Here is a 22,987-nt window from a genome sequence, read left to right on the forward strand (position 1 = left end):
CCCTAGGGGGGTACCGTATTCAGCATGAACGGATACGACGCGAACAAGGACGATCTGCAGAAGCGGCTGCGCCGCGTCGAAGGCCAGGTCCGCGGCATCGCGCGCATGGTCGACGAGGACAAGTACTGCATCGACATCCTCACGCAGGTGTCCGCCGCGACGAAGGCACTCGAGACCGTCGCGCTCTCGCTGCTGTCCGACCACCTCAGCCACTGCGTCGCTGAGGCGAGTGCCGAAGGCGGCCAGGTCGCCGCCGACAAGATCCGCGAGGCGAACGACGCGATCGCGCGTCTCGTCCGCTCCTGAAACCCGGAGGAAGAACACCATGACCGACCGCATCCAGCTCGGACTCACCGACGTCTCCGCGTCCGCCGCAGCCCCGGCATCCGTTGTCAACGAAGAACTCCTCGTCACCGGGATGACCTGCGCGCACTGCGTCGCGAGCGTTCGTGAAGAGCTCTCCGAGATCGACGGTGTCGAGGCTGTGTCCGTCGACCTCGTCGCCGGCGGCACCTCGCACGTCACCGTGCACAGCGCGACCCCCCTCGACGACGACGCCCTGACCGCCGCCATCGAGGAGGCCGGATACACCCGGGTGTCGGCGTGAGCACCACCGACGTCGAGCTCGACATCTCGGGGATGACCTGTGCCTCGTGCGCCACCCGCATCGAGCGGAAACTCAACAAGCTCCCCGGCGTCGAGGCATCCGTCAACTACGCCACCGAGAAGGCGCGCGTCCGTGCCGAGGGTGTCGAGACGGCGCAGCTCATCGCGGCCGTCGAGGCCGCGGGGTACGCCGCGACCGTACCCACGCCCGAGCCGGAAGCGGCCGAGTCCGAGGACGAGACGAAGCCGCTCCGCCAGCGGCTGCTGATCAGCACCGCCCTGTCGCTGCCCGTTGCGCTGATGTCGATGATCCCCGCGCTGCAGTTCGAGAACTGGCAGTGGCTCGCGCTGACCCTCGCCGCCCCCGTCGCGGTCTGGGGCGCGTGGCCGTTCCACCGGGCCGCCGCCGTCAACCTGCGCCACGGCGCGGCGACGATGGACACACTGATCAGCCTCGGTGTGATCGCCTCGTTCGGCTGGTCGCTGTACGCGCTCTTCTTCGGCGGCGCGGGCATGCCCGGCATGACCATGACCTTCACACTCGTCGGAGCGCCGCGGGCCGGCGGGCACGAGATCTACCTCGAGGTCGCCGCGCTCGTGACGGTCTTCATCCTCGCGGGCCGCTACATCGAGGCCCGCGCGAAGCGGTCGTCGTCCGAGGCGCTGCGCGCACTGCTCGAACTCGGGGCGACGGATGCCGCGAAGCTGCAGAACGGTGTCGAGACGCGCGTTCCCGTCTCACAGCTCGTCGTCGGCGACACGGTCGTCGTGCGCCCCGGTGAGAAAGTCCCGTCGGATGGACTCGTCACCGCCGGGATGAGCAACGTCGACGCGAGCATGCTCACGGGGGAGTCGATGCCCATCGAGGTGACCGAGGGTTCTCGCGTCGTCGGGGCGACCATCAACGTCGGTGGGCGCCTCGAGGTGCAGATCACGCGCGTCGGAGCCGACACCGAACTGGCCCGGATGCGGCGGCTCATGGAGGAGGCGCAGACCGGCAAGGCCCAGGTGCAGCGCCTCGCCGACCGGGTCTCGGCCGTCTTCGTGCCCGTCGTGATCGGGCTCGCGCTCGCCGCCCTCGTCGGCTGGACGATCGCCGGTGCGCCGTGGGAGCTCGCCTTCACGGCCGCGGTCGCGACGCTCATCATCGCCTGCCCGTGCGCGCTCGGACTCGCGACCCCGACCGCCCTGCTGGTGGGAACCGGACGCGGGTCGCAGCTCGGCATCCTGATCCGCGGACCTCAGGTGCTCGAGCAGACCCGCACCGTCGACACGATCGTGCTCGACAAGACCGGCACCGTCACGACCGGACGCATGAGCGTCACCGAAGTGCTGCCTGTGGACGTGTCCCGCGATGAGCTTCTTGCGGTCGCTGCGGCAGTGGAGTCGGGGTCGGAGCACCCGGTCGCCCGCGCGATCGTCGCGGCATCGCCGGGCGGACGTGTCGAGTCGTTCCAGTCGCACGCCGGGTTCGGTGTGCAGGGCGTCGTCGACGGCGCGGCGGTCGTCGCCGGCCGGCCGTCGTGGCTGGCCGAGCAGTGGGCCGTCGTCGTGCCCGCGGATCTGCCCAAGGGGACGGTCGTCGCGGTCGCCCGCGACGGCGCATACCTCGGTGCGATCGTCGTGGCCGACACGGTGAAGGACTCGAGCGCCGCGGCGATCGCCCGGTTCCGCGAGCTGGGGCTCGAGCCGATCCTGTTGACCGGCGACACGGCCTCCTCGGCAGCGCGGGTCGCCGCCGAGGTCGGGATCTCCCGCATCGAAGCCGGCGTGACTCCGGCGGGCAAGCTCGACGCGATCCGTCGCCTGCAGGGTGAGGGCCGGGTCGTCGCGATGGTCGGTGACGGCGTCAATGACGCTGCGGCGCTCGCCGCTGCCGACCTCGGCATCGCGATGGGCGGCGGAACGGATGCGGCGATCGCGGCATCCGACATCACCGTCGTCTCGGGCGACCTCACCGTCGTCGCCGATGCGGTGCGCCTCGCGCGGCGGACCCTGGGCGTCATCAAGGGCAACCTGTTCTGGGCGTTCGCGTACAACGTCGCCGCGATCCCGCTCGCGATGGCCGCGCTGCTGAACCCGCTCGTTGCCGCGGCCGCCATGGCGCTGTCATCCGTGTTCGTGGTGACGAACAGCCTGCGTCTGCGCGGGTTCCAGGGGGTCGGGCGGGGCTGAGCGTGTGCTCGGCGCGCGGGCGTCGCGCCCGTTCGCGGGTGCAATAGTTCGAGCGCGACACGCCGGGCCGCGGCATCCCTCACCGGGGTGTCGCCCCGGATCTCTTGCATCGGCGTACTCCGAAAGCGGCGGGAGCCCCGGAATCCCCCGCCCGGGGGAGGCAGCTGATGGAGCCTCGGCCTACCGTCGGGGGCATGGACATCACTCAGCTGTCTCGAGCATCAGCGGGAGCGACGGCCGCCGTCATCCTCGCCTTCGCGGTCGGCCTGATCACCGACAACGCTCTCATCGGACTCGTCGCGGGCGCGACGCTGATCGGCCCGGGCGCCTATCTCGGCCTGCGGACATCTGCCACCAGCGGCCGATGACCGTCGCGTGACCGGTCGATCTATCGCATCGGCGCGCACTCCTGCGTGCCGAGGTGCAAGCGATGATGGAGCTGATGCTCGCGAACAGCCACGTCCTCCTCACCCCGATCACTCCTGACATCGCCCGCCGGATCATCGATCGCACCGAGCAACCGGGTGACGACTGGCATCCCGACTACCCGTTCGTCGACGAACTCGACCCGTTGGCCGCGCTGGCGGCCTCGGAACTGTCGGAGACTCCGTTCACGATGTACGCGATCCGACGCCCTGATGACCGCGCCGCCGTCGGCGGATTCGGGTTCTTCGGGCCGCCCGATGCGAGCGGCGCGGTCGAATTCGGTTACGGCCTGATACCCGCGGCACGAGGGTGTGGGCTCGCATCCGCCGCGGTCATGCTCGCCCTGCATCACGCCGGGCAGTGGGGTGCGCTTCGCGCGAAGGCCGACACCGAACGCACGAACGCGGCATCCCGCCGGGTGCTCGAGAAAGCAGGGCTTCACGAGGTCGGCCGACGTGGAGACCTCGTGTTCTTCGAACGCGCCCTCGGCACCGTGACACGATCGGACCATGACTGACGCCGTCTACGCCGAGCTCGATCGACTGCTGGCCGCACGCGATCGCGACGACATGGCGCCGACACTGGCGGCTCTGAAAGTCATCTACGACGAGCATCCGACGGACGCGCGGGTGCTCTACGAGTACGCCGGCGCGCACGACACGGCCGGTCAGGGGCAGGCGGCTGCCGAGCTCTACGAACAGGCTCTCGCCGCCGGGCTCGAAGGAGATGTCCGACGCCGTTGCCTCCTGCAGTACGGCAGCACGCTGCGCAACCTCGGTCGTTTCGACGCGTCGATCGCGCTTTTCACCGCGGCACGAGACGAGTTTCCGGATGCCGCATCCCTCGCCGTCTTCGAGGCGATCACGCTGCACGCGGCGGGGCACGTGCACGCCGCGCTCGGATCGCTCCTCGATGTGATCGCCAGCTACGTCGACTCTCCCGAGCTCGAGCGCTACAAGCCGGCGATCCGCGGCAACGCCGCCTATCTGCGCGACCTGGACGCGGGAGAATCCGCCGGCTAGACCCCGGCCTCGCCGTGGCGCGCGTTCCGCAGCGGCGAGAACACGATCACCAACGCAGCGACGGCGAAGACCGCGGCCGCGACGCCGAGGCTGGCCGCGTACCCGAGCCAGGTGGCGAGCACCCCGGCGCCGAGGGCACCGAAGAAGAAGACGATGCGGTTCGTCGTGCGGATCGTCGCGTTCATGCGGCCCTGGATCGCATCGGGCGCGATCGCCTGACGATACGAGATGTCGTTCGCATCCTCGACGCCCATCGCCAGGCCGAAGAGGAACTGCGCGATCGACACGATCACGAGGAGCACCGTCATGGTCGTCGCGCTGCTGAGAGGGACGACCGCCAGGAGCAGCCACGGCACGACCGTCAGGCTGCGGCCGACGAGGATCGCCCGCCCGGCTCCGATCCGCTCGCCGACGGCGGGCGCGATGATCGCGCCGAGGAAGCCGCCGACCCCGCCGACGGCCACCGCGATGCCGTAGGCCCAGGCCGGCATCCCCAGTTCTCGGAGCGCGAAGACGGCGAACACGGTCGCCACGATGCTGTTGCCGAGGAACCAGACGTGCACCGACAGCGCCAGCGGGCGAAGCGTTTTGTGCCGGTACGTGAAGCGCATGCCTTCGACGATGTCGTGACCGATGTGACGACCCGCCCTGCGGGGAGCGGGCGCGGACTCGGTGACCCGGATGCGGGACTGGAGAACGGCCGACACCGCATGGATGACGGCCTCGAACACGAAGATGAGAGGCGCGCCGACGAGGGTGAGGAGTGCGCCCCCGGCAGCAGGGCCCGCCGTCCCCGCGACGGTCTCGCTCTGGCCGAGTCTCGCGTTCGCCGACACGAGGGACGACCGGGGGACGATCTGCGGCACGAACGGCTGCTCCGCCGACTGGGCGAACAGGGTCAGGACTCCGAGCGTGAGCATGATCGCCGCGAGCGACCAGAAGTCGAGGTGGCCGAGCAGCGGCAGGACCGGGATCAGCGCGAAGACGACCGCGCGGCCAATGCTCGTCAGCACCAGCGTGCGCTGCCGATTCCAACGATCCATCAGCGCTCCGATGATGAACCCGAGGAAGAGGTACGGCGCGACGCCCAGCGCGTTCAGGATGCCGATCTGCGCCGGCGTCGCCGCGACCACCGTGACGATGAGCACTTGGAACGCGACGTTCGCGATGGCCGACCCGAACCCGCGGATGGTCGTCGCCGTCCAGAAGAGCCGGAATGCCGGGATGCGCAGGACCTCGGGTCGCCGCCCGCTGTCGGGCGGCCGCGGGGTCGGTTCGCGCATGATGCGACCCTATCGACGGACTCGGCTGTGCCCGCCGCTCGCCCGCCGGCGGTGGCGGATGCAAGGGATCGAGGCCGACACGCCGGTGGTGGATGCCGCGGCGCGGCGCGTCGAGCGGCATCCCTTGCATCCGTGCACAGCCCACAGCGCGCCGTCCGGGGTGCCGCACACGAAGGAAGGGCCCCACCGGCTGACCGGCGGGGCCCTTCACATTCAGTCCAACTGGCTTACTTGAACGCGTCCTTGACGTTCTCGCCGGCCTTCTTGAGGTTCGCTTCGCGCTGGTCGGCTTCGCCCTCGCGGCGAAGGTCCTCGTCATTGCGGTGCTCGCCCAGGGCTTCCTTCGCCTTGCCGGCGATGTCCTGCGCAGCGTTCTTGATCTTGTCGTCGAGACCCATGGCACACTCCTCAGTTCGTGGGAATCCCAGGATCTGACTCGCGATGATTCCACTCAACCGCTTGATTTCGGCGCCGATTGGTGAGAGTCACAACTCGCGCCGCCGACTCGCCGTCGCCTCGTAGGCGTGCAGCCACACGAGGTCGAACTCCTCGCGGGTGATCCGGCCTCGCACGAGGTCCTGCTCCGCGTGGTCGAGCTCGTCGGCCTGCTGTTGGATGCGGTGGGCCACCTCCAACGCCGACGGCGAGACCTCTCCGGCGAAGAACGTGCACCGGACGGAGTGCGCGTCGCGAGCCGCGGCTCGGCCCCGATACGACAGGAGCACCCCCGGTCCGACGATCGCCGCGGTCATCAGCAGCAGCGTCGGTACCGTCGGAGCGCCCATCCCGACGAGGGCCATCCAGAGGACGAAACCGGCGCAGACGGCGACCTTCCAGAAGGTGGATGCCGCCAGCGCGAACGTGCGCTCAGCGTCCGAGGACTGCGGCGAGTACACGACGATGCGGTCGGTCACGATGCCGTGACGGGCGACACCGCGCCACACGTGGCCCCAGTGCGGGCGGTCGGAGCGGAACAGCCGGATGCGGATGCCGGCCGGGTCTACTTGCCGCATCGCCCCGTCCAGTCCTCGTCGGATTTGCTGTCGACGGCGGGCGCGACCAGCTGGGAGCGGGCGACGGTCCCTTCGCAGAAGAGCACGATCCGGTCGCCGGGCGACGTGATCGCCGGCAGCAGCGCGGACACCTTCCGGTGCGACGAGCCCGACCCCACGACGACGCTCGACACCAGACTGCGATCCGTCGCGCCGCCCAGGAGGAGGGCGAGCGTGACCTGGTCGGCGACGTCGTCGAGGTCGCTGTCGACCGACAGGTGGACCGTGCGGCATGACGGCCCCGGCTCCTCCCGGCCCGTGACCGTGGTCACCACGACGCTGACGAAACGCTCACGGTCGCTGCGTTCGGCCGGCGCGATCAGGACGCAGGGAGTCGTCCTCGTCTGAGCCAGCTCCCGTAGCGAACGTCCGCCGATGCGGATGTCGCGTTCCTCGAATCGCGTGCCTGCGGGGAGCAGAGGCGGTCGTGCGGGCGTGGTCCGCGAGTGCTGCCGCGCGGCGGCGATGATCGTGTGCAGAGCGCTCATCAGCGCACGACCGTCGGGATGTCGGCATCCGGCGAGACGCGACGGGGCTTCACGTCGCGCAGCGCGAGCGTGCCGGTGCACGGCACCGCGAGCAGGTCGCCCTCGACGAGGTCGGCGGGCAGGATCGCCTGCATATAGGGCCAGGTGGGCGCGCCGACATCGCCGGGGACGATGTCGAACATCGCCTGCTTCGCGGTGGATGCGCGACCGATGAGGCGGCAGTGCTCCCACTGGATCGGGAGGTCGTGCGTGGTGCAGTCGACGAGCGCCAGACGGCGCACGTCCTGCGAGTCGACGCGCAGAGTCACGCGGAAGACGAGGACCGTGACGTCCATGCCGATGCCGCGACGGCGGGCATCCTGCGTGTGCGGGTGCGCGAGGTCGCCGGTCATCACGCACGGCGTCCCTTCGAGCTCGGCCAGGCGCGTCAGCGACACACCCGCCACGGTCACATCGCGCACCTCCGCGACGGTGTGCTCGGGCCATGCCCGCCGTTCGATCGGATCGGGGATGCTGCGTCGCAGCGAGGGGAGGACCGTGGTCAACGTCATGAGCACAGTCCTAAGCGCTCGCCGAGGCCCGCGGAACAGGTCCGAACGGAACCCATACGGCCGGCCCGCGCGTCGCATCGGGCACCTAGGGTGAGGGGATGTTCACCGTCACCGAGTCCGTCACCATCGACCGCCCGGTGACCGAGGTGTTCGACTTCTTCACCGAGGGCCGCGCCCGCTGGGACGAGTCCGTCATCTCCGAGGAGCTCACCTCATCGCCGCCCGTCGGCGTCGGGTCGACTCTCCACACGCGGATGCGGGCGGTCGGCCGCGAGGTCGACTTCGACTGGCGCGTCACGGCCTACGACCCCGGTGCGCGGATGGCGGTGACCAGCACGAGCGGGATCATGGCCACGTCCTCCGACCTGCAGTTCGCCGACGCGAACGGCGCGACCGTCGTCGCCGTGCGCATCGACGCCGAGCCGACCGGGATCATGCGCCTCGCCGAGCCGATGATCGCCGACTCGATCCGCTCGACGCTGTCGACGTCGCTCACCCGCGCGAAGCGGATGCTCGAAAGCTCCTGACCCGGCGTCATCCTCTCGGCTGACACGGATGCCTCTCCAGGCCGACGCCCTGCGCGCGACGACTGCGTAGACAGGAAGCATGAAGCGCACACTCGCCGCCCTGTCCCTCGTCCTCGTCGCCGCCGGGCTCACGACCGCCTGCGCGTCGGGGAGCAGTGACGTCGAAGACCACGTCGTGAAGGCAGTGAGCGAAGGCTCGTCCGTGCCGGTCGCAGACCTGGTCGACGATGCGGCCGCGAAGCGGTTCACGATCGTGTGCCCGTACGAGCTGCCTGCGGATGTCGCGACCCGCCTCGGCGTCTCGGCGAAGGACCTCCCCGATCTGTCGAAGCGCGACGACGCGCAGGCGCTCGTCGCCGTGACGTCGAACGGCGTCGACGCGGTCGAGTTCCGACGCGAACGCGTCGACCTCTGCTCCTCGGAGGGGCCGTGGCCGGTGTACGAGAAGACCGACACGGCCACCGTCGCCGTCACGCGGAACGAGGATGACGTCTACATCGTCACCCGAGCGAGCTGACGGCCTGTCACTTCACGAGCGGGCGCACCGTCGTGAAGCCGCCGTCGACCGGGATCACCTGACCGGTGATGCGACCGGCATCCGTCGACAGCAGCCAGTCCATGACGGCCGCGACATCGTCGGCGGTCTGCACACCACCGAGCGGGTACTGCTTCTCGGCGCCCTCGCGCTGCATCGGCACGCTCAGCATCCCGGCCGTCATCGGGGTGTCCGTCATACCCGGCGCGACCGCGTTCACACGGATGCCGCGCGCGGCATACGTGGCGGCGGCGCTGCGCACGAGCGCCTCGACGCCTCCCTTCGCGGCGGCGATCGCCTCGTGGTTGGCGACGCCGATGCGGGCGACGACGGAGCTCGCGAAGACGGCGGCGCCGGGCTGCTTGCCCGTCGCCTCGAGCCAGGCCTGCAGGATCCAGATGCTGCTCTCGAGGTTGACGCGCAGGATGTCGCGCGCGGCGTCGGCCTTCGTCCGATGCAGCGGGGTGATGAGCGTGCTACCGACCGCGTGCGCGAGCCACGCCGGTGCGTCACCCAACTCGGACCGGCAGCCCTCGAGCGCCGCCGCGGCACCCTCGGGCGTCGTCACGTCGGAGACGATGTGCGCGTCCGCCTCGACGGAGGCGAGGGATGCGGCATCTCGCCCCACCGCGGCGACCCGCAGACCGCGCGCCCGCAGCCGAGCGACGAGGGCGCTCCCCACACCGCCGCGGGCGCCGGTCACGAGGGCGATGTCGGTCGAGGTCATGATGCTCTCCTTGCTCATGTGTGCGGAACCGCGATGTCGCCGCGCCGGATCGCGTCGGCGCGCTCACGGATGCCGGTGATCTCGTCGTCGTCGAGGCGCGACACGTTCTTCACCTGCAGCGACATGCGGTGGTTGGCGGCGAGGGGCTCCTCGTGCCGGATGAGGTAATCCCAGTAAAGGGTGGTGAAGGGGCACGCGTCGTCGCCTACCCGCTTGGCGGGGTCGAACGGGCACGTCTTGCAGTAGGGGCTCATGCGGTCGATGTACTTGCCGGTCGCGGCATACGGCTTGCTGCCCATCAGCCCGCTGTCGGCGTATTGGCTCATCCCGAGCGTGTTCGGCAGTTCCGCCCACTCGACCGCGTCGACGTAGACCGCGAGGTACCAGGCGTGGACCTCCTTCGGATCGACGCCGAGCAGCATCGCGTACAGCCCGGTGACCATGAGCCGCTGGATGTGGTGCGCGTACCCGTTCTCGAGCGTCGTGCCGATCGCGTCCTGCAGGCACGCCATCGCCGTGTCGCCGGTCCAGTAGAAGTCGGGGAGCGGTTCGAACGCCTCGAACGCGTTCCGCTCGAGGTACCCGGGCATCTGCGTCCAATAGATGCCGCGGACGTATTCGCGCCACCCGAGGATCTGTCGGATGAAGCCCTCGACGGCAGGCAACGGCGCCTTCTCGTCGCGGTAGGCCGCCTCGGCCGCGGCCACGACCTCGCGCGGAGTCAGCATCTTCAGGTTCATCGACGACGACAGGTGCGCGTGCCAGAGCCACGGCTCGCCCGGCCACATCGCATCCTGCGTTTCGCCGAAGCCCGGCAACCGTTCCTCGATGAAGAGGTCGAGCGCCTCGAGAGCCTGCGCACGGGTGACCGGCCACGCGAACGAGTCGAGCGAGCCGGGGTGGTCTCCGAAAGTCTTCTCGACGAGGGCGATGACCTCAAGGGTGGTCTCGTCGGGTTCGAACCGGGCGCGCGGGGGAACGAGCCCCGGACCCTGCTTCGGGAACGCCTTGCGGTTGTCGGCGTCGTAGTTCCACGAGCCGCCGACCGGCTGCCCGTGGGTCGTCATCAGCACGTCGTGCTTCTTGCGCATCTCACGGTAGAAGTACTCCATGCGCAGCGACTTCCGGCCCTCGGCGTGCGCGGCGAAATCGGCGACGGTGCTGAAGAAGTGGCGGTCCTGACGGATGTCCAACGGGATGCCGCTGTGCTCGGCCACCTCGCGCAGCGCTTCGCGCACCCGCCACTCGCCGGGCTCCGTCACGACGAGTCCCTCGGGCTTCAGCTTCGTCACGTCGATCGTGAGCTGGTCAGCCAGCGAGTCCTTCGTCGACCGGGCGTCGAGCTTCGCGTAGTGGAGGCGACGCCCGGCATCCGTCAGCTCCGCGGCGAAATGGCGCATGGCGGCGAGGAACACGGCGGTCCGCTGCTTCGTGCTCCAGACGTGCTCGGACTCCCCGGCGACCTCGGCCATCCAGACGGCATCCTGATCGGGGTCGAAGTCGTCGAACGCGCTCGAGTCGTGATCGAGCTGATCGCCCAGCACGATGACGAGGTGTCGCAGCATGGGGTCAGCGTAAGTAGGGGGTCGGACGGTTCCCACCGCTTGTGTGCGCGACGGGGCTGCGCTAGCGGAGGGGTGTTCTGCCAGGGACTCCCTCGTCCGGGTCGCGGGGCTTAGCGTCGAGGGCAGGAGGTTGACACATGCACACCAGGACACTTGGACAGGACCTGCAGGTCTCGGCGATCGGGCTCGGAGCGATGGGGATGTCGCAGAGCTACGGACCCAACCCCGGCGACCGCAGCGAGATGATCGCGGTACTCCGTTCGGCGCTCGACGCGGGCGTCACATTCTTCGACACGGCCGAGGTCTACGGCCCGTACGTCAACGAGGAGCTCGTCGGCGAGGCCCTCGAACCGGTGCGCGACCAGGTCGTCATCGCGACGAAATTCGGGTGGGACATCCAGAACGGCCAGTCGGTCGGACTCGACAGCCGTCCGGAGCAGATCCGTCGCGTCGCCGACGCCTCGTTGCGCAGGCTCCGAACCGACACGCTCGACCTCTTCTACCAGCACCGGGTCGACCCGGACGTGCCCATCGCCGACGTCGCGGGGACGGTCGGCGAGCTCGTCGCCGAGGGGAAGGTGCGTCACTTCGGGCTGTCCGAGGCTTCCGCCGCGACGATCCGTGCCGCGCACGCCGTGTTCCCGGTGACCGCTGTCCAGAGCGAATACTCGTTGTGGACCCGCGACCCCGAGGTCGAGGTCCTGCCGACCCTGGCCGAACTCGGGATCGGCTTCGTGCCGTTCAGCCCGCTGGGCAAGGGATTCCTCACGGGAACGGTGAGCACCGACACCGCGTTCGACGACGGTGACATCCGGCGCCGGGTACCGCGTTTCGAGGCGGAGAACCTGGCCGCGAACCAGGCGCTGGTCGATCACGTGAAGGTCCTCGCCGAGGCGAAGGATGCCGCGCCCGGCCAGATCGCGCTGGCGTGGCTGCTCGCGCAGCATCCGTCGATCGTCCCCATCCCCGGCACGCGGCGCACGTCGCGCATCGGCGAGAACGCCGCCGCGACCGAGGTGGCGCTGTCGGCGGATGAGCTCGCCGACCTCGACGGCCTCGCGCAGCGGGTCGGCGTCGCCGGCGACCGCTACAACGCGACCCTCATGGAGTACGTGAACCGCTGAGCGACGGCGGCCTGCGGCGCGCGGCACCGACGCGGGCTGGCATCCTGGGTGCATGCCCGCGACCGAGGATGCCCCCGACGTCGACGTCGAGCACGTCGGACGCGGCACCCACCGCACGCGGGTGACGCGCGTCGAGACCACGGCCGGCGACGGCGGACGGCCGTTCGTCCTCGTGGCCGGTGTCGGCGTCGCGGCGACGTACTTCGAGTTCCTCGCGCCCTCGCTCGCCGAGCACGGCGACGTCTTCGCGCTCGACCTGCCCGGCTTCGCAGGGATGCCGCGGCCCGGCGACCAGCCCACGGCCGAGTTCTTCGCAGACCGGGTCGAAGAGGTCCTCGACCACTACGGCCTCGATGATCCTGTCGTCATCGGTCATTCGATGGGCACGCAGGTCGTCACCGAGGTGCTGATCCGGCGGCCGCAGGTGCGTCACGCCGTCCTGGTGAGCCCCGTCGTCAACGACCAGGAGTCGTCACTCCCGATCGTCGCGCTCCGCTTCGCCCAGTCCGCGACGCGCGAGACGTTCCACCTCGCGATGACGGCGCTGTCGGCCTACGTCCTCTGCGGCTTCGTCTACTTCATGCAGGTGCTGCCGCACATGCTCCGATACCGGTTGGTCGAGCGGATGCCGCGGGTCGAGGCATCCGTCCTGTTCATCCGCGGCGAGTACGACGCGACGTCGCCGCGCCGGTTCCATTCGCGGCTGGTCGCGGCCGCGCAGAACGCGCGCCGCTGGGAGATCCGCGGTGCGGCGCACTCGATCATCAACGCGCACGCCGTCGGGGCGGCCGAGCTCATCGTGACGCACGCGAACGACACGCTGCCGCCGAAGGGACGGATGCCGGCCGAGGAGGCCGCCGTCCCGCCACCGCCGCACGCGGGCATCGGCGTGGTCTGGAGCGCGATGCGCGAACGCGCGGCCGAGTGGTGGTCGGCCGCGCGCCGCGACGAGGCCGGCGTCGAACGCGCGAAGGAACGGCACGCCCGCATCCTCTGGCGCGTGTACTCCCGCGCCCGTCAGGACCCACGCCGCGAGGTGCGCTGAGGCGCGAGGGAGACGGATGCCCGAGGGCGACAGCGTGTACCGGTTGCGGGAGCGGCTGGCCGCGGCATCCGTCGGGCACGTCGTCGGTGCAGGCGAGCTGCGTTCCGGCGCGGCGGCGGGCACAGCGCTCGCCGGAGCGCGGATCACCTCGTACGACACGCACGGCAAGCACCTGCTGACCCGCTTCGACACCGGGCGGACGCTGCACACGCACCTGCGGATGCAGGGCAGCTGGACGGTGACGCGGCCGGGGCGCCGCACCCCTTCCCGAGAGGATCACCGGGTTCGCGTCCGGATGCGGCTCGACGACGGGTCGACGCTGTGGGGCATCGACCTGCCCGTTGTCGAACTCGTCGCGACTGCTGACGAGGGTGCGCTGCTCGGGTACCTCGGTCCCGATCCGCTGCGCGACGACTGGGATGCCGCCGAAGCCGTCCGCCGCCTTTCGGTACGGCCCGAGCGGCCCCTCGTCGCCGCGCTGCTCGACCAGCGCAACATGGCAGGGCTCGGCAACCTGTGGGTCAACGAGACCGCGTTCCTCTCGGGTGTGCATCCGTTCGCGCCGATCGCCTCGGCCGACCTCGGGCCGCTCGTCGAACGGGCAGCCCGCATGCTGCGGACATCGGCCACCGTGCCCGGCATGTACCAGGTGACCACCGGCTCGACGCGGAAGGGCGAATCGCACTGGGTCGTCGGTCGCGCCGGGCGCCCATGTCTGCGGTGCGGCACCCGGATCCTCGTGCGCGACGAGGTCGCGAACGACCCCGAGCGCCGCCGCACGTGGTGGTGCCCGCGGTGCCAGCCCGAAACGTGAGACTGCGCGACCGCAACCCCCTCGCCCGTGCTGGCCGCTCGACGTAGCGTCGCGGCATGGCTTCCACCCCTGCACCCAAGACGTGCGCCTCGTGCGGACGCGAGATCCAGTGGCGCAAGAAGTGGGAGAAGAACTGGGACGACGTGAAGTACTGCTCCGACGCGTGCCGGAAGCGCGGCATCCGTCCTGTCGACGAGAAGCTCACGGCGTCGATCCGCGATCTGCTCGATGCGCGCGCGGCGTCGGCGACGATCTGCCCGTCCGAGGCGGCGCGCGCCGTCGGCGGTGAGGACTGGCGCGACCTCATGGAGCCGGCGCGCCGAGCGGCGCGCCGCCTGGTCGCGATCGGCGAGGTCGAGATCACTCAGCGGGGTCAGGTCGTCGATCCGTCGACCGCGAAGGGACCGATCCGCATCCGGAAGGCACGCTGACGTGCAGACCTTCGTCCCGTTCGACGACCTCGCCCGCGGCATGGCGGCGCTCGACACGAAGCGGCTCGGCAAGCAGCGCGTCGAGACGCTGCAGGTGATGCGCGCGCTCACGATTCCGGACTACGGCTGGCGACACCATCCGGCCGTAAAGATGTGGCGCGGTCACCGAGCCGCGCTCATGGTCTACCAGGACCTCACGGTCGATGAATGGATGCGGCGCGGCTTCGCCGACACGACCCGCGCCTCGACCCTGGCGACCCTCGACGAGATCCCAGAGGACGGCGCCGAGTACCGGTCCGGAACGGTGCGGATGCCGTCGTGGTTCGGCCGCGAGGACGTCCACCGCTCGCACCGCTCGAACCTGTTGCGCAAAGATCTCGAGTACTACCGCGCGCAGGGCTTCGACGACCCCGACGACCTGCCCTACGTGTGGCCGAAGGCCGAGGCGGACTGACTCAGGCGGATGCCGCCCACTGCCGCACCTGCGCGAGGAGGTCCGCTTTGCGCCCGGCATCCGCGAAGGACGCCTCGATCGAGTTCGCGGCGAGCTGCGCGAGTTCGGCCGTGTCGAAACCGAGCGAGGCGACGGCGGCGTAGTTGTCGCCGATGTATCCGCCGAAGTACGAGGGATCGTCGGAGTTGATCGTCACAACGACGCCGGCATCGACGAGCTCGCGCAGGGGGTGGGCGCTGAGCTCGGGCACGGCCCGCAGGCGCACGTTCGAGAGCGGGCACACCGTCAGCGCGACGCGGTGCTCGGCGAGATGCGCGAGCAGCTCGGGGTCGTCGATCGAACGGATGCCGTGGTCCACCCGCTCGACCTCGAGCAGGCGCAGCGCCTCCCACACGTACGCGGCCGGTGCCTCCTCGCCGGCGTGGGCGACGCGACGCAGTCCCAGCTCGGCGGCCCGGCGGAAGACGCCCTCGAACAGCGACGGCGGGTAGCCGACCTCCGCGGAGTCCAGGCCGATGCCGAGCAGCTCGTGCGCACGTGGCGCGATCTCATCGAGAAGGGCTTCGGCCGACGCAACCGGGTGGTCGCGGACGATGCAGACGATCAGCCCGCCGGTGATGCCGAACCGCTCCCGCCCGATGTCGAGCCCGGCGCGGAGCCCGTCGATGACGACGTCGACCGGCACGCCGTTGACGGCGTGGACCTGCGGGTCGAAGAACATCTCGACGTGACGGACACCGTCGGCCGCGGCCCGCTCGAGATAGGCGGTCGCGAGGTCGGTAAAGTCCTGCTCGGTTCGCAGCACCGCCATGCACGCGTAGTACAGGTCGAGGAACGACTGCAGATCCTCGAAGTCGTAGCGGCGCCGCAGATCGTCGACGTCCGCGAACGGCAGGGTCACGCCGTTGCGCTCGGCGAGAGCGAACGCAAGTTCCGGCTCGAGCGTGCCCTCGATGTGCAGGTGCAGCTCGGCCTTCGGGAGGGTGCGCAGATCAGGGCTCGTCACGGGGAGCCATCGTACGCACCCGCGTGAGGTGAAGACGGTCCGTCCCCGGCCCCGGATAAGACGGAAGGGTGCGGAGGCGGCGAGTCGGCCGTCTTCCGCACCCTTCCAGGTACTCAGCTCTGTGAGCTGATCAGCGCTTGGCGCCCTTTCGGCCGACGAGCGCGCCGTAGATCAGCAGCACGATGAGCGAGCCGCCGATGGCGAGCAGCCACGTCGACAGCGAGAAGAACTCGTTCAGGTTGACGTTGAAGATCAGCCCGCCGAGCCAACCGCCGAGCAGCGCGCCGACGATGCCGAGCAGCAGCGTGACGAACCAGCCGCCCCCCTGCTTGCCCGGCAGGATCAGCTTCGCGATCGCGCCCGCGAGCAGGCCGAGGATGAGGAAACCGAAAAAGCCCATGATGACTCCTTAGTAGTGAATCGGATACCGCTGGAACGGATGCCGTCAGCTCAGTCGCTTGCGCACGTCGTGCGCTACGTCCTTGACGGCGGCGGTGATCTTCTTCGCTTTCCGTTCGCGGTCCTTCTTGGCCTTGCGCTCATCGCGCAGCCGCACGAGCTGGTGCGGCACCGATTCGGACTTCTTCACGGTCACCGACCGGCTGCCGATGACGTAGGCCGCGAACGCGATCGCGCCGAGGACCAGGATCTTGTTGCGCATGGTCAGGCGACGCGCGACTCGGTCTGCTCGTCCTCATCGTCGGCGATGTGGACGTCGTGGATCTCGACGTTGACCTCGACGACGTCGAGTCCCGTGAGCCGCTCGATGGCGCCGGCAACCGAGGTGCGGACCTCGTCGGCGACGCGTCCGATCGGCGCCGGGTACTCGACGACGACCTTCAGGTCGGCGGCGGCCTGCGTTTCGCCGACCTCGACCTTGACGCCCTGCGTCAGGTCGGTCGCGTTCACGGCCTCGCGGATCGCGCCGAGCGCACGGGCTCCGCCGCCGCCGAGCGCGTAGACGCCGCTGACCTCGCGAGCGGCGATGCCGGCCACCTTGGCCACGACGCCGTCGGCGATCGTGATCCGGCCGGCGACCGCGTGGTCGTCCTGGTGACGGGTGGATGCCGCACGGTCGACCCGCGTGGCGGGGGTGGTCGTCGTCTTCTCAGCCATGGAAGTGTCCCTACTGTGTGCTCTGTGCCGCGCCGTGCCGAAGCGGCCGCGCGGGAGGGCGTCCCAATCCGCCCTCACAGATGAGAGGGCCGGAACGCAAGGAACGTCACAAAAAAGTCGCCGGGGATACCCTCGATGTATGACGACCCTGGCGTGCTGCGGAATCGCGCACACCGTGTCGTCGTTCGTCGGCTGTCCGCCGTCCGCGTCCTGAGGCACCCCTCCCACCACGTCTCAGCGACCCCCCGATCCCCCGCGGAAAGCGATCCGTCATGTCCTCTTCATCCCACACGGCACCGCACGAGATCTGGCGCGGGATCCGCCAGACCGTCCGCACCGACACCTTCGGCGGCATCCTGCTGCTGGCCGCCACGGTCGCGGCCCTCGTCCTCGCCAACTCGCCCCTCGCGGACTGGTACGTGGGCGTCCGCGAGACCTCGTTCGGCCCCGAAGCCCTCCACCTCGACCTCACCGTCGCGCATTGGGCAGCGGACGGCCTGCTCGCGATCTTCTTCTTCGTCGTCGGCCTCGAGCTGAAGGAGGAGATCGTGGCCGGGCGTCTGCGGTCGCCGCGTGTCGCCGCCGTCCCCGTCATCGGCGCGCTCGGCGGCGTCATCGTCCCGGCGCTCATCTTCACCGCCTTCACCGCGGCTGTCCCCGGCGACGCCGTGCGCGGCTGGGCGATCCCCACTGCGACCGACATCGCCTTCGCGATCGCGGTCTTCGCCGTCGTCGCGAAGGGCCTGCCTCCCGCGCTGCGCGTGTTCCTGCTCACCCTCGCCGTCGTCGACGACCTCTTCGCGATCACCATCATCGCCACCGTCTACACCGACGACCTGCAGCCGATCTGGCTCGCGGCCGCAGTCGTCCCGCTGGTGCTGTTCGCCCTGGCGGTGCGGCGCGGCATCCGTCACTGGTGGGTGCTGATGCCGCTCGCGATCGTCACGTGGGGCCTCGTGCACGCATCGGGCGTGCACGCGACCATCGCCGGTGTGATCCTCGCCTTCATGGTCCCCGCGACGGTGACGCCGCGGGCCCGCGTGCGGGTGGGGACGGATGCCGACGGTTCCCCGATCCACGATGCGTTGACGGCGCACTTCGCCGACCGCTTCGGGCCGATCTCGACCCTGGTCGCGCTGCCGATCTTCGCCTTCTTCTCGGCGGGCGTCACGGTCGGCGGTTGGGAGGGGCTGACGGCGGCCTTCGCCGATCCGGTGACCCTCGGCATCCTGGTCGGCCTCGTCCTCGGCAAGCCGATCGGCATCCTGCTCGCGGTGTTCCTGCTGACGCGCATCCCCGCGGTCCGGCGGACGTTCGAGCTGCGGTGGGGTGACATGGTGGGCGTCGGCCTGCTCGCCGGCATCGGGTTCACCGTCGCGCTGCTCGTGGGCGAACTCTCGTACGGGGTCGGATCGCTCGAAGACGAGCACGCGAAGATCGGCATCCTCGCCGGGTCGGTCGTCGCCGCGATCCTCGGCGGAGTCGTGCTCGCCTGGCGGGCCCGACGGGTGCGTCAGACTGGAACCACACCCCCGTCCTGAGGAGCCCCGTGAGCCGCACGCAGCCGACGCCCGCGATGTACCAGCGCAACGCCCTCGCGCCGAGCCTGCTTGCCGCGGCGGTGCTGTTCGTCGCGCCGGCGCTGCTCGAGAGCGACTGGTTCCTCACGGTGCGCTTCGTCGCGACGATCTTCGCGATCATCATCGGGTGGTTCGCGTTCCAGGCGAAGCACTGGTGGTGGATGCCGGTGATGCTCGCGATCGCGGTGGTCTGGAACCCGATCTTCCCGTTCGAGTTCTCGGGTCCGATCTCGAGCGCCGCTCAGGTCGCGGCCGCGTTCGTCTTCCTCGGCGCCGGGGCGACGATCAAGACACCGCGCGACGTCTGAGTCAGCGGAGGTCGAGCGTGACACCCGGGTGACCGGCGAACACCTCGAGCACGTGGTCGAAGTACGTCGCCCCCGTACCGGCGAGCAGGTCGTCGAGTTGCCCCTGCAGGTCGTCCGCGCGGAAGGTCCCCGGCTGCGCGAGCTTGCCGCGGAGCCACCGCTCGGTCTCGGCGACACCGAGCGCGTCGCGGCTGTGCGCGGCATCCCGCCAGACGATCCGGACGGCGTCATCCTCCGCCAGCGCCCCGTACCCGCCGTAGAGCAGGTCGTCGAGCGCGTCGAGACTGGCGCCGAGCTGCCAGTCCTCTCCGGTCATGAAGAGGCGGTTCAGTTCGACGTAGAGATCCGGGATGCCGCCGATGCGACCCCCCTCGATGACGTACTCGGCCACGCGGCTCAGGGGACCTTGTGCCCTGCCGCGGTGATGAGGCCGTACCACTCGGGTCGGGTGAGGGGGATGTCCGACCCGGCGGCGGCATCCGCGACGCGCTGGGGGTTCGTGGTGCCGAGCACGACCTGCATGTGCGCGGGATGCCGGGTGATCCAGGCGGTCGCGATCGCGGTCGGCGTCACGTCGTACTTCGCGGCCAGGCGGTCCATCAGCTCGTTCAGCTCGGGGTACTCGGGCGCGCCGAAGATGACGCCGTCGAAGAAGTTCTTCTGGAACGGCGACCAGGCCTGCAGCGTGATGCCGTTGATGCGCGAGTAGTCGACGAGACCGCCTCCGTCACGGGTGATGGAGTCGTCCTCGCCCGCCATGTTCGACGCGAGGCCCTGCGCGACGATCGTCGAGTGCGTGATCGACAACTGCACCTGGTTGGCGACGATCGGCTGGGTCACCGCCGTCTTGAGCAGGTCGATCTGCCGCGGTGTGTGGTTCGAGACGCCGAAGGCGCGCACCTTGCCCGACGACTCGAGGTGGTCGAACGCGCGCGCGACCTCCTCGGGCTCGACGAGCGCGTCGGGACGGTGGAGGAGCAGCACGTCGAGTCGGTCGGTGCCGAGGGCCTGCAGGGACTCCTCGGCAGACGTCACGATGTGCTCGTACGAGTGGTCGAAGTGCCAGTCGTCGGCGACGATGCCGGTCTTGGTCTGCAGCGTGATCTCGTCGCGCTCCGCCGGGCTGAGGCGCAGCGCCTCGGCGAAGCGGCGCTCGCAGCCGTGGCGGCTGCTGCCGTAGAGGTCGGCGTGGTCGAAGAAGTCGACGCCGGCGGCGCGGCACGCGTCGTAGAGCGCGCGGATGGCCTCGTCGGACATCTCTTCGATGCGCATCATCCCGGCGACGACGTTGGGGACCTGGCGATCGGTGGGACCGAAGGGAACGCGGCGCATCATGCTCCGTTTCTGCGCCCGGCGGGCGCGGTCGAGGGGTCGGTGTGGCCGACGGCGGCGTGCGCGTCGAGCAGGGTGCGCGCCAGGACGGTCGAGCCGGCGACGGCGGCGGGCATCGCGAGGACGGCGCCGAGCGGCACGAGGAAGCAGAGCTGGGTCGCGACGCCGAATCCGAGCACCCGCGCGCGGTTGTCCCTGCGCAGGGCCCGGCGGGCCGCGGCATCCAGGCCTCGTGCGACCAGCGCGCGCGAGGTGAGCTCGTCGGCGAGCAGCCAGCCCGTGAGGAAGGCGGCGACGACGGCGCCGAGCGCGGTGCCGACGAGCGGGATGAGGCCGATGAGGCCGGCGATGATCGCCGCGACCAGGCCGCGGAGGATGAGGCCGATGCTGTCGCCGACCGAGCGCCAGAACCCGTAGTCCGACTCGGGCGGAGCGTCACCGAGGTGACCCTCGACGGAGCGCCAGATGCGCTCGTAGAAAGGATCGCCGACCAGCAGGGTCAGGGCGGTGAACGAAACGACCGCGAGGACGATCGCTCCGCCGAGGATCGCCGCGCCGATGCCGAATCGCACGAGGCCCGCGAAGAACTCGGACCACGTGTCGGCGAATCCGGTCAGGGCGGTGACGATGTCGCCGAGGAACACAGCGAGCGTGATGATCCCGCCGAGCAGCAGCGCGCCGACGATCGCCGCGGGGATCAGTCCGAGCGCCATCGCACCGGGCAGGCGCCCCCAGAACGCGAAGCCGCGGCCGAGGTCGCCGACGCCGCGGAAGAACGAGGCGAGCGGATGCCGCGGGGCGGCGGGTGTGGTCATGTCCCCATCCTGCCGTGTCGCCGCGACGCGCGGTCTCGACACGGAGTGCTGTTTATCGATATACATGGATCGAATAACGATAGATGGAGGACGCATGATCGCACTCGCGAAAGCAGGGGCCGGCTTCGTCTTCACCGTGATCGTCGTTCTGCAGGTGTGGGTCGTGCCGGGCATCGTCGACGTCGTCGTGGGCTGGGTGCCGGAGCTCGCCGGGCTTCGGGATGCCGGTGTGGTGCTCACCGGCATCCTGTCGCTCTGCGTCCTGGCCGCCCTCGTCTGTCTCTGGCGGCTCCTCACCTGCGCCGACCACGGGCGGCTCTTCGAGGACGGCGCCGTCCTCGGGGTCGACGCTCTGATCGGATGCGTCGCCGCGGCGATGATCGTGGTCGTCGTCGGCTACGGGGTGGCCTTCGGCGCGGGGGCGGGGAACCGTGCCGTGCTGCTAATGACCGGCCTGGCGATGGTCGCCGGGCTCGGCGTCGCGCTCATTCTTGGGGGGCTGCGCGAGGTGCTCAGGCAGGCGGTTCTGTTGCAGGATCAGGTCGCGGCCGGCGCGCACGCATGAGAGAACCCGCCGTGGAAGGGGTTGCATCGCACGCGCATGTTCGTTGAAGTGGTGCGATGACAAACGACACCTCGGCTCCACCTGCTCAGGAAAAGCCCGGTCTGAAACGTGCTGTCGGCACCTGGCTACTCTTCGCCTTCATCGTGGGCGACACCCTCGGCGCGGGCATCTACACACTCGTCGGAACGATGTCGAAGGACGTCGGCGGCGTCATCTGGCTGCCCCTGCTCATCGCCCTCGTCGTCGCCCTCCTGACGGCAGGCACCTACGCGGAGCTGATCACGAAGTACCCCCACGCCGGCGGCGCGGCGCGCTACGTCGACAAGGCGTTCGGTCGCCCGTTCCTGTCGTTCCTCATCGGCTTCCTCATGATGGCGTCCGGCATCACGACCGCGGCGGCCCTCGCGAACGCGTTCGCGGGCGACTACTTCGCGGCGCTGTTCAACCTCCCGCCGATCCCCGTCGCCCTCGGTTTCATCGTCGTGCTGACGCTGATCAACCTGCGCGGCGTGAAGGAGTCCCTCGCCGCGAACATGGTCGCGTCGATGATCGAGGTCACCGGCCTCATCATCATCATCGTCATCGCCGGGATCGTCTTCGGCAGCGGTGGAGGCGAGCCCTCGCGCATCTTCGAGTTCGCGCCCGATGTGGCTCCGCTGCAGGGTGCGTTCGCGGCATCCATCGTCGCGTTCTTCTCGTTCCTCGGGTTCGAGGCCGCGGCCAACATGGCTGAAGAGGTCAAGAACCCGACCCGGTCCTACCCGCGGGCTCTGTTCGGTGCGATCCTCACGGCTGCCGTCGTGTACCTGCTCATCGCCGTGGGCGCTGTCATCGTGGTCGACCCGAACGTCCTCGGGGCGTCGTCGGCTCCTCTGCTCGAGGTCGTGAAGGCGAGCGGCGCGGCCCTGCCGCCGTGGCTGTTCAGCGTCATCGCGCTCATCGCGATCGCGAACGGCGCGCTGCTGTTCATGGTCATGGCGAGCCGCGTCGGGTACGGCCTTGCCGAGTCGGGCCTGCTACCCCACGCGTTCGGCAAGGTCCTTCCGAAGCGTCAGACGCCGTGGGTCTCGATCATCGTGGTCGCCGGTGTCACGATGCTGCTCAGCGTGATCGGCGACATCGGGACGCTCGCGAACACGACGGTGCTGCTGCTTCTGCTGGTCTTCATCTCGGCGAACGTCAGTGTCCTGGTGCTGAAGAAGGACAAGGTCGAGCACTCGCACTTCTCCGTCCCGCGCATCGTGCCGATCCTCGCGATCATCGCGTCGATCGTGCTGCTCACCCAGCAGGAGGGTCCGGTCTGGCTCGGCACCGCGGTGTACGTCGTGGTCGGCGCCGTGCTGTTCTTCTTCGCGCGCGCCGGACGCCGTCGCGGCGACCGCAAGATCGCCGAGCGGACGGGTGCCATCCCCACGGTGGGCGGTCGGTGACTGAAAGGGT

Annotated in this window: 31 protein-coding genes; 17 read left to right on the forward strand and 14 right to left on the reverse strand. The window is 69.9% G+C overall.

The window, feature by feature from the left end:
- The first annotated feature begins 24 nt into the window (after window positions 1–24).
- The 6 genes from H286_RS0112065 to H286_RS0112090 all read left to right on the forward strand — a co-directional run bounded on the left by H286_RS0112065 (window position 25) and on the right by H286_RS0112090 (window position 4,229).
- Window positions 25–306: a metal-sensitive transcriptional regulator gene (locus tag H286_RS0112065; protein ID WP_018187744.1), complete on the forward strand. Its 282-nt coding sequence runs from the start codon at window positions 25–27 to the stop codon at window positions 304–306.
- A 19-nt stretch (window positions 307–325) separates the two neighbouring features.
- On the forward strand, window positions 326–607 hold the full coding sequence (locus tag H286_RS0112070; RefSeq protein ID WP_020098344.1) for a heavy-metal-associated domain-containing protein: 282 nt from the start codon (window positions 326–328) through the stop codon (window positions 605–607).
- Entirely contained in the window at window positions 604–2,781 is a 2,178-nt protein-coding gene (locus tag H286_RS0112075) for a heavy metal translocating P-type ATPase (protein WP_020098345.1), read from the forward strand. The genes H286_RS0112070 and H286_RS0112075 overlap by 4 nt, the downstream gene beginning before the upstream one ends.
- A gap of 194 nt (window positions 2,782–2,975) precedes the next feature.
- A complete protein-coding gene (locus H286_RS14945) occupies window positions 2,976–3,149 on the forward strand; it encodes a hypothetical protein (protein ID WP_020098346.1) in 174 nt (57 codons plus the stop codon).
- A 62-nt stretch (window positions 3,150–3,211) separates the two neighbouring features.
- Window positions 3,212–3,724, forward strand: coding sequence for a GNAT family N-acetyltransferase (locus tag H286_RS14610; protein ID WP_020098347.1), 513 nt, complete (start codon window positions 3,212–3,214; stop codon window positions 3,722–3,724).
- Complete coding sequence (locus H286_RS0112090; protein WP_020098348.1) at window positions 3,717–4,229, forward strand: tetratricopeptide repeat protein; 513 nt, start codon at window positions 3,717–3,719, stop codon at window positions 4,227–4,229. Before H286_RS14610 ends, H286_RS0112090 begins: the two co-directional genes overlap by 8 nt.
- Here H286_RS0112090 and H286_RS0112095 read toward each other — a convergent pair.
- The 5 genes from H286_RS0112095 to H286_RS0112115 all read right to left on the reverse strand — a co-directional run bounded on the left by H286_RS0112095 (window position 4,226) and on the right by H286_RS0112115 (window position 7,603).
- A complete protein-coding gene (locus H286_RS0112095) occupies window positions 4,226–5,512 on the reverse strand; it encodes an MFS transporter (protein WP_020098349.1) in 1,287 nt (428 codons plus the stop codon). The genes H286_RS0112090 and H286_RS0112095 overlap by 4 nt on opposite strands.
- A 227-nt stretch (window positions 5,513–5,739) precedes the next feature.
- Window positions 5,740–5,910, reverse strand: a complete 171-nt coding sequence (locus H286_RS0112100) for a CsbD family protein (protein WP_018187735.1) — start codon at window positions 5,908–5,910, stop codon at window positions 5,740–5,742.
- 87 nt (window positions 5,911–5,997) lie between these two features.
- The gene (locus H286_RS0112105; RefSeq protein WP_020098350.1) at window positions 5,998–6,525 is read right to left on the reverse strand and encodes a DUF6611 family protein; all 528 of its coding nucleotides are present in this window, start codon (window positions 6,523–6,525) and stop codon (window positions 5,998–6,000) included.
- The gene (locus H286_RS0112110; protein WP_020098351.1) at window positions 6,513–7,052 is read right to left on the reverse strand and encodes a hypothetical protein; all 540 of its coding nucleotides are present in this window, start codon (window positions 7,050–7,052) and stop codon (window positions 6,513–6,515) included. Before H286_RS0112110 ends, H286_RS0112105 begins: the two co-directional genes overlap by 13 nt.
- Window positions 7,052–7,603 (reverse strand): hypothetical protein, encoded by a 552-nt coding sequence (locus H286_RS0112115; protein WP_020098352.1) that lies wholly within the window; start codon window positions 7,601–7,603, stop codon window positions 7,052–7,054. Before H286_RS0112115 ends, H286_RS0112110 begins: the two co-directional genes overlap by 1 nt.
- Before the next feature lie 98 nt (window positions 7,604–7,701).
- Here H286_RS0112115 and H286_RS0112120 point away from each other — a divergent pair, with 98 nt between their 5' ends.
- Together H286_RS0112120 and H286_RS0112125 are read left to right on the forward strand one after the other, a co-directional pair.
- Window positions 7,702–8,130 (forward strand): SRPBCC family protein, encoded by a 429-nt coding sequence (locus tag H286_RS0112120; RefSeq protein ID WP_018187733.1) that lies wholly within the window; start codon window positions 7,702–7,704, stop codon window positions 8,128–8,130.
- Window positions 8,131–8,209: 79 nt separating this feature from the next.
- Window positions 8,210–8,647 carry a hypothetical protein gene (locus H286_RS0112125; RefSeq protein WP_020098353.1) on the forward strand — a complete coding sequence of 146 codons (438 nt, stop codon included), beginning with the start codon at window positions 8,210–8,212 and terminating at the stop codon, window positions 8,645–8,647.
- 7 nt (window positions 8,648–8,654) lie between these two features.
- Here the strand turns inward: H286_RS0112125 and H286_RS0112130 are convergent, their stop codons facing one another.
- Both H286_RS0112130 and H286_RS0112135 read right to left on the reverse strand, forming a co-directional pair.
- Complete coding sequence (locus tag H286_RS0112130; RefSeq protein ID WP_028497504.1) at window positions 8,655–9,392, reverse strand: SDR family NAD(P)-dependent oxidoreductase; 738 nt, start codon at window positions 9,390–9,392, stop codon at window positions 8,655–8,657.
- Window positions 9,393–9,406: 14 nt separating this feature from the next.
- Complete coding sequence (locus H286_RS0112135) at window positions 9,407–10,957, reverse strand: cryptochrome/photolyase family protein (RefSeq protein WP_020098355.1); 1,551 nt, start codon at window positions 10,955–10,957, stop codon at window positions 9,407–9,409.
- 137 nt (window positions 10,958–11,094) lie between these two features.
- On the opposite strand from H286_RS0112135, the gene H286_RS0112140 reads away from it, so the two are divergent.
- Genes H286_RS0112140 through H286_RS0112160 form a run of 5 tightly spaced genes read left to right on the forward strand, consistent with a single transcriptional unit; the run spans window position 11,095 to window position 14,825 of the window.
- Window positions 11,095–12,081 carry an aldo/keto reductase gene (locus tag H286_RS0112140; protein WP_020098356.1) on the forward strand — a complete coding sequence of 329 codons (987 nt, stop codon included), beginning with the start codon at window positions 11,095–11,097 and terminating at the stop codon, window positions 12,079–12,081.
- A 52-nt stretch (window positions 12,082–12,133) separates the two neighbouring features.
- Window positions 12,134–13,126 (forward strand): alpha/beta fold hydrolase, encoded by a 993-nt coding sequence (locus H286_RS0112145; protein WP_020098357.1) that lies wholly within the window; start codon window positions 12,134–12,136, stop codon window positions 13,124–13,126.
- A gap of 16 nt (window positions 13,127–13,142) precedes the next feature.
- Window positions 13,143–13,940: a DNA-formamidopyrimidine glycosylase family protein gene (locus tag H286_RS0112150; RefSeq protein WP_020098358.1), complete on the forward strand. Its 798-nt coding sequence runs from the start codon at window positions 13,143–13,145 to the stop codon at window positions 13,938–13,940.
- A 56-nt stretch (window positions 13,941–13,996) separates the two neighbouring features.
- Complete coding sequence (locus tag H286_RS0112155; RefSeq protein WP_018187726.1) at window positions 13,997–14,371, forward strand: DUF2256 and DUF3253 domain-containing protein; 375 nt, start codon at window positions 13,997–13,999, stop codon at window positions 14,369–14,371.
- A 1-nt stretch (window position 14,372) separates the two neighbouring features.
- Window positions 14,373–14,825: an MSMEG_6728 family protein gene (locus tag H286_RS0112160; RefSeq protein ID WP_020098359.1), complete on the forward strand. Its 453-nt coding sequence runs from the start codon at window positions 14,373–14,375 to the stop codon at window positions 14,823–14,825.
- 1 nt (window position 14,826) lies between these two features.
- On the opposite strand, the gene H286_RS0112165 is transcribed toward H286_RS0112160, so the two are convergent.
- From H286_RS0112165 to H286_RS0112180, 4 genes are all read right to left on the reverse strand, one after another.
- Window positions 14,827–15,831 (reverse strand): adenosine deaminase, encoded by a 1,005-nt coding sequence (locus H286_RS0112165; RefSeq protein ID WP_020098360.1) that lies wholly within the window; start codon window positions 15,829–15,831, stop codon window positions 14,827–14,829.
- 130 nt (window positions 15,832–15,961) lie between these two features.
- The gene (locus tag H286_RS0112170; protein WP_018187723.1) at window positions 15,962–16,231 is read right to left on the reverse strand and encodes a GlsB/YeaQ/YmgE family stress response membrane protein; all 270 of its coding nucleotides are present in this window, start codon (window positions 16,229–16,231) and stop codon (window positions 15,962–15,964) included.
- A 45-nt stretch (window positions 16,232–16,276) separates the two neighbouring features.
- Window positions 16,277–16,492, reverse strand: a complete 216-nt coding sequence (locus H286_RS0112175; RefSeq protein ID WP_020098361.1) for a hypothetical protein — start codon at window positions 16,490–16,492, stop codon at window positions 16,277–16,279.
- Window positions 16,493–16,494: 2 nt separating this feature from the next.
- Window positions 16,495–16,947, reverse strand: coding sequence for an Asp23/Gls24 family envelope stress response protein (locus H286_RS0112180; protein WP_020098362.1), 453 nt, complete (start codon window positions 16,945–16,947; stop codon window positions 16,495–16,497).
- Between the two features lie 272 nt (window positions 16,948–17,219).
- Between H286_RS0112180 and nhaA the strand changes: the two genes are divergently transcribed.
- Both nhaA and H286_RS0112190 read left to right on the forward strand, forming a co-directional pair.
- Window positions 17,220–18,488, forward strand: coding sequence for a Na+/H+ antiporter NhaA (gene nhaA, locus H286_RS0112185; RefSeq protein WP_020098363.1), 1,269 nt, complete (start codon window positions 17,220–17,222; stop codon window positions 18,486–18,488).
- Between the two features lie 8 nt (window positions 18,489–18,496).
- Window positions 18,497–18,835, forward strand: a complete 339-nt coding sequence (locus tag H286_RS0112190; RefSeq protein WP_020098364.1) for a DUF6804 family protein — start codon at window positions 18,497–18,499, stop codon at window positions 18,833–18,835.
- Window position 18,836: 1 nt separating this feature from the next.
- On the opposite strand, the gene H286_RS0112195 is transcribed toward H286_RS0112190, so the two are convergent.
- Genes H286_RS0112195 through H286_RS0112205 form a run of 3 tightly spaced genes read right to left on the reverse strand, consistent with a single transcriptional unit; the run spans window position 18,837 to window position 20,982 of the window.
- Complete coding sequence (locus H286_RS0112195; protein ID WP_020098365.1) at window positions 18,837–19,226, reverse strand: hypothetical protein; 390 nt, start codon at window positions 19,224–19,226, stop codon at window positions 18,837–18,839.
- 5 nt (window positions 19,227–19,231) lie between these two features.
- Complete coding sequence (locus H286_RS0112200; RefSeq protein ID WP_020098366.1) at window positions 19,232–20,167, reverse strand: aldo/keto reductase; 936 nt, start codon at window positions 20,165–20,167, stop codon at window positions 19,232–19,234.
- Window positions 20,167–20,982 carry an EI24 domain-containing protein gene (locus H286_RS0112205; RefSeq protein ID WP_020098367.1) on the reverse strand — a complete coding sequence of 272 codons (816 nt, stop codon included), beginning with the start codon at window positions 20,980–20,982 and terminating at the stop codon, window positions 20,167–20,169. Before H286_RS0112205 ends, H286_RS0112200 begins: the two co-directional genes overlap by 1 nt.
- A gap of 94 nt (window positions 20,983–21,076) precedes the next feature.
- Between H286_RS0112205 and H286_RS0112210 the strand changes: the two genes are divergently transcribed.
- A complete protein-coding gene (locus tag H286_RS0112210; protein ID WP_020098368.1) occupies window positions 21,077–21,547 on the forward strand; it encodes a DUF2975 domain-containing protein in 471 nt (156 codons plus the stop codon).
- 56 nt (window positions 21,548–21,603) lie between these two features.
- A complete protein-coding gene (locus H286_RS0112215) occupies window positions 21,604–22,977 on the forward strand; it encodes an APC family permease (protein WP_020098369.1) in 1,374 nt (457 codons plus the stop codon).
- Window positions 22,978–22,987: the final 10 nt, after the last annotated feature.

The sequence above is a fragment of the Microbacterium sp. 11MF genome, assembly GCF_000383475.1.
GTDB lineage: Bacteria > Actinomycetota > Actinomycetes > Actinomycetales > Microbacteriaceae > Microbacterium > Microbacterium aquilitoris.

What these genes read in the sequence shown, in the direction of transcription:
- H286_RS0112125 (WP_020098353.1), top strand. Translation starts at nt 8,210, where the DNA reads ATGAAGCGCACACTCGCCGCCCTGTCCCTCGTCCTCGTCGCCGCCGGG.
- H286_RS0112130 (WP_028497504.1), bottom strand. Translation starts at nt 9,392, where the DNA reads ATGACCTCGACCGACATCGCCCTCGTGACCGGCGCCCGCGGCGGTGTG.
- H286_RS0112155 (WP_018187726.1), top strand. Translation starts at nt 13,997, where the DNA reads ATGGCTTCCACCCCTGCACCCAAGACGTGCGCCTCGTGCGGACGCGAG.
- H286_RS14945 (WP_020098346.1), top strand. Translation starts at nt 2,976, where the DNA reads ATGGACATCACTCAGCTGTCTCGAGCATCAGCGGGAGCGACGGCCGCC.
- H286_RS0112095 (WP_020098349.1), bottom strand. Translation starts at nt 5,512, where the DNA reads ATGCGCGAACCGACCCCGCGGCCGCCCGACAGCGGGCGGCGACCCGAG.
- H286_RS0112110 (WP_020098351.1), bottom strand. Translation starts at nt 7,052, where the DNA reads ATGAGCGCTCTGCACACGATCATCGCCGCCGCGCGGCAGCACTCGCGG.
- H286_RS0112150 (WP_020098358.1), top strand. Translation starts at nt 13,143, where the DNA reads ATGCCCGAGGGCGACAGCGTGTACCGGTTGCGGGAGCGGCTGGCCGCG.
- H286_RS0112175 (WP_020098361.1), bottom strand. Translation starts at nt 16,492, where the DNA reads ATGCGCAACAAGATCCTGGTCCTCGGCGCGATCGCGTTCGCGGCCTAC.
- H286_RS0112065 (WP_018187744.1), top strand. Translation starts at nt 25, where the DNA reads ATGAACGGATACGACGCGAACAAGGACGATCTGCAGAAGCGGCTGCGC.
- H286_RS0112100 (WP_018187735.1), bottom strand. Translation starts at nt 5,910, where the DNA reads ATGGGTCTCGACGACAAGATCAAGAACGCTGCGCAGGACATCGCCGGC.
- H286_RS0112090 (WP_020098348.1), top strand. Translation starts at nt 3,717, where the DNA reads ATGACTGACGCCGTCTACGCCGAGCTCGATCGACTGCTGGCCGCACGC.
- H286_RS0112070 (WP_020098344.1), top strand. Translation starts at nt 326, where the DNA reads ATGACCGACCGCATCCAGCTCGGACTCACCGACGTCTCCGCGTCCGCC.
- H286_RS0112120 (WP_018187733.1), top strand. Translation starts at nt 7,702, where the DNA reads ATGTTCACCGTCACCGAGTCCGTCACCATCGACCGCCCGGTGACCGAG.
- H286_RS0112140 (WP_020098356.1), top strand. Translation starts at nt 11,095, where the DNA reads ATGCACACCAGGACACTTGGACAGGACCTGCAGGTCTCGGCGATCGGG.
- H286_RS0112135 (WP_020098355.1), bottom strand. Translation starts at nt 10,957, where the DNA reads ATGCTGCGACACCTCGTCATCGTGCTGGGCGATCAGCTCGATCACGAC.
- H286_RS0112145 (WP_020098357.1), top strand. Translation starts at nt 12,134, where the DNA reads ATGCCCGCGACCGAGGATGCCCCCGACGTCGACGTCGAGCACGTCGGA.
- H286_RS0112200 (WP_020098366.1), bottom strand. Translation starts at nt 20,167, where the DNA reads ATGCGCCGCGTTCCCTTCGGTCCCACCGATCGCCAGGTCCCCAACGTC.
- H286_RS0112205 (WP_020098367.1), bottom strand. Translation starts at nt 20,982, where the DNA reads ATGACCACACCCGCCGCCCCGCGGCATCCGCTCGCCTCGTTCTTCCGC.
- H286_RS14610 (WP_020098347.1), top strand. Translation starts at nt 3,212, where the DNA reads ATGATGGAGCTGATGCTCGCGAACAGCCACGTCCTCCTCACCCCGATC.
- H286_RS0112115 (WP_020098352.1), bottom strand. Translation starts at nt 7,603, where the DNA reads ATGACGTTGACCACGGTCCTCCCCTCGCTGCGACGCAGCATCCCCGAT.
- H286_RS0112105 (WP_020098350.1), bottom strand. Translation starts at nt 6,525, where the DNA reads ATGCGGCAAGTAGACCCGGCCGGCATCCGCATCCGGCTGTTCCGCTCC.
- H286_RS0112215 (WP_020098369.1), top strand. Translation starts at nt 21,604, where the DNA reads ATGACAAACGACACCTCGGCTCCACCTGCTCAGGAAAAGCCCGGTCTG.
- H286_RS0112170 (WP_018187723.1), bottom strand. Translation starts at nt 16,231, where the DNA reads ATGGGCTTTTTCGGTTTCCTCATCCTCGGCCTGCTCGCGGGCGCGATC.
- H286_RS0112180 (WP_020098362.1), bottom strand. Translation starts at nt 16,947, where the DNA reads ATGGCTGAGAAGACGACGACCACCCCCGCCACGCGGGTCGACCGTGCG.
- H286_RS0112210 (WP_020098368.1), top strand. Translation starts at nt 21,077, where the DNA reads ATGATCGCACTCGCGAAAGCAGGGGCCGGCTTCGTCTTCACCGTGATC.
- nhaA (WP_020098363.1), top strand. Translation starts at nt 17,220, where the DNA reads ATGTCCTCTTCATCCCACACGGCACCGCACGAGATCTGGCGCGGGATC.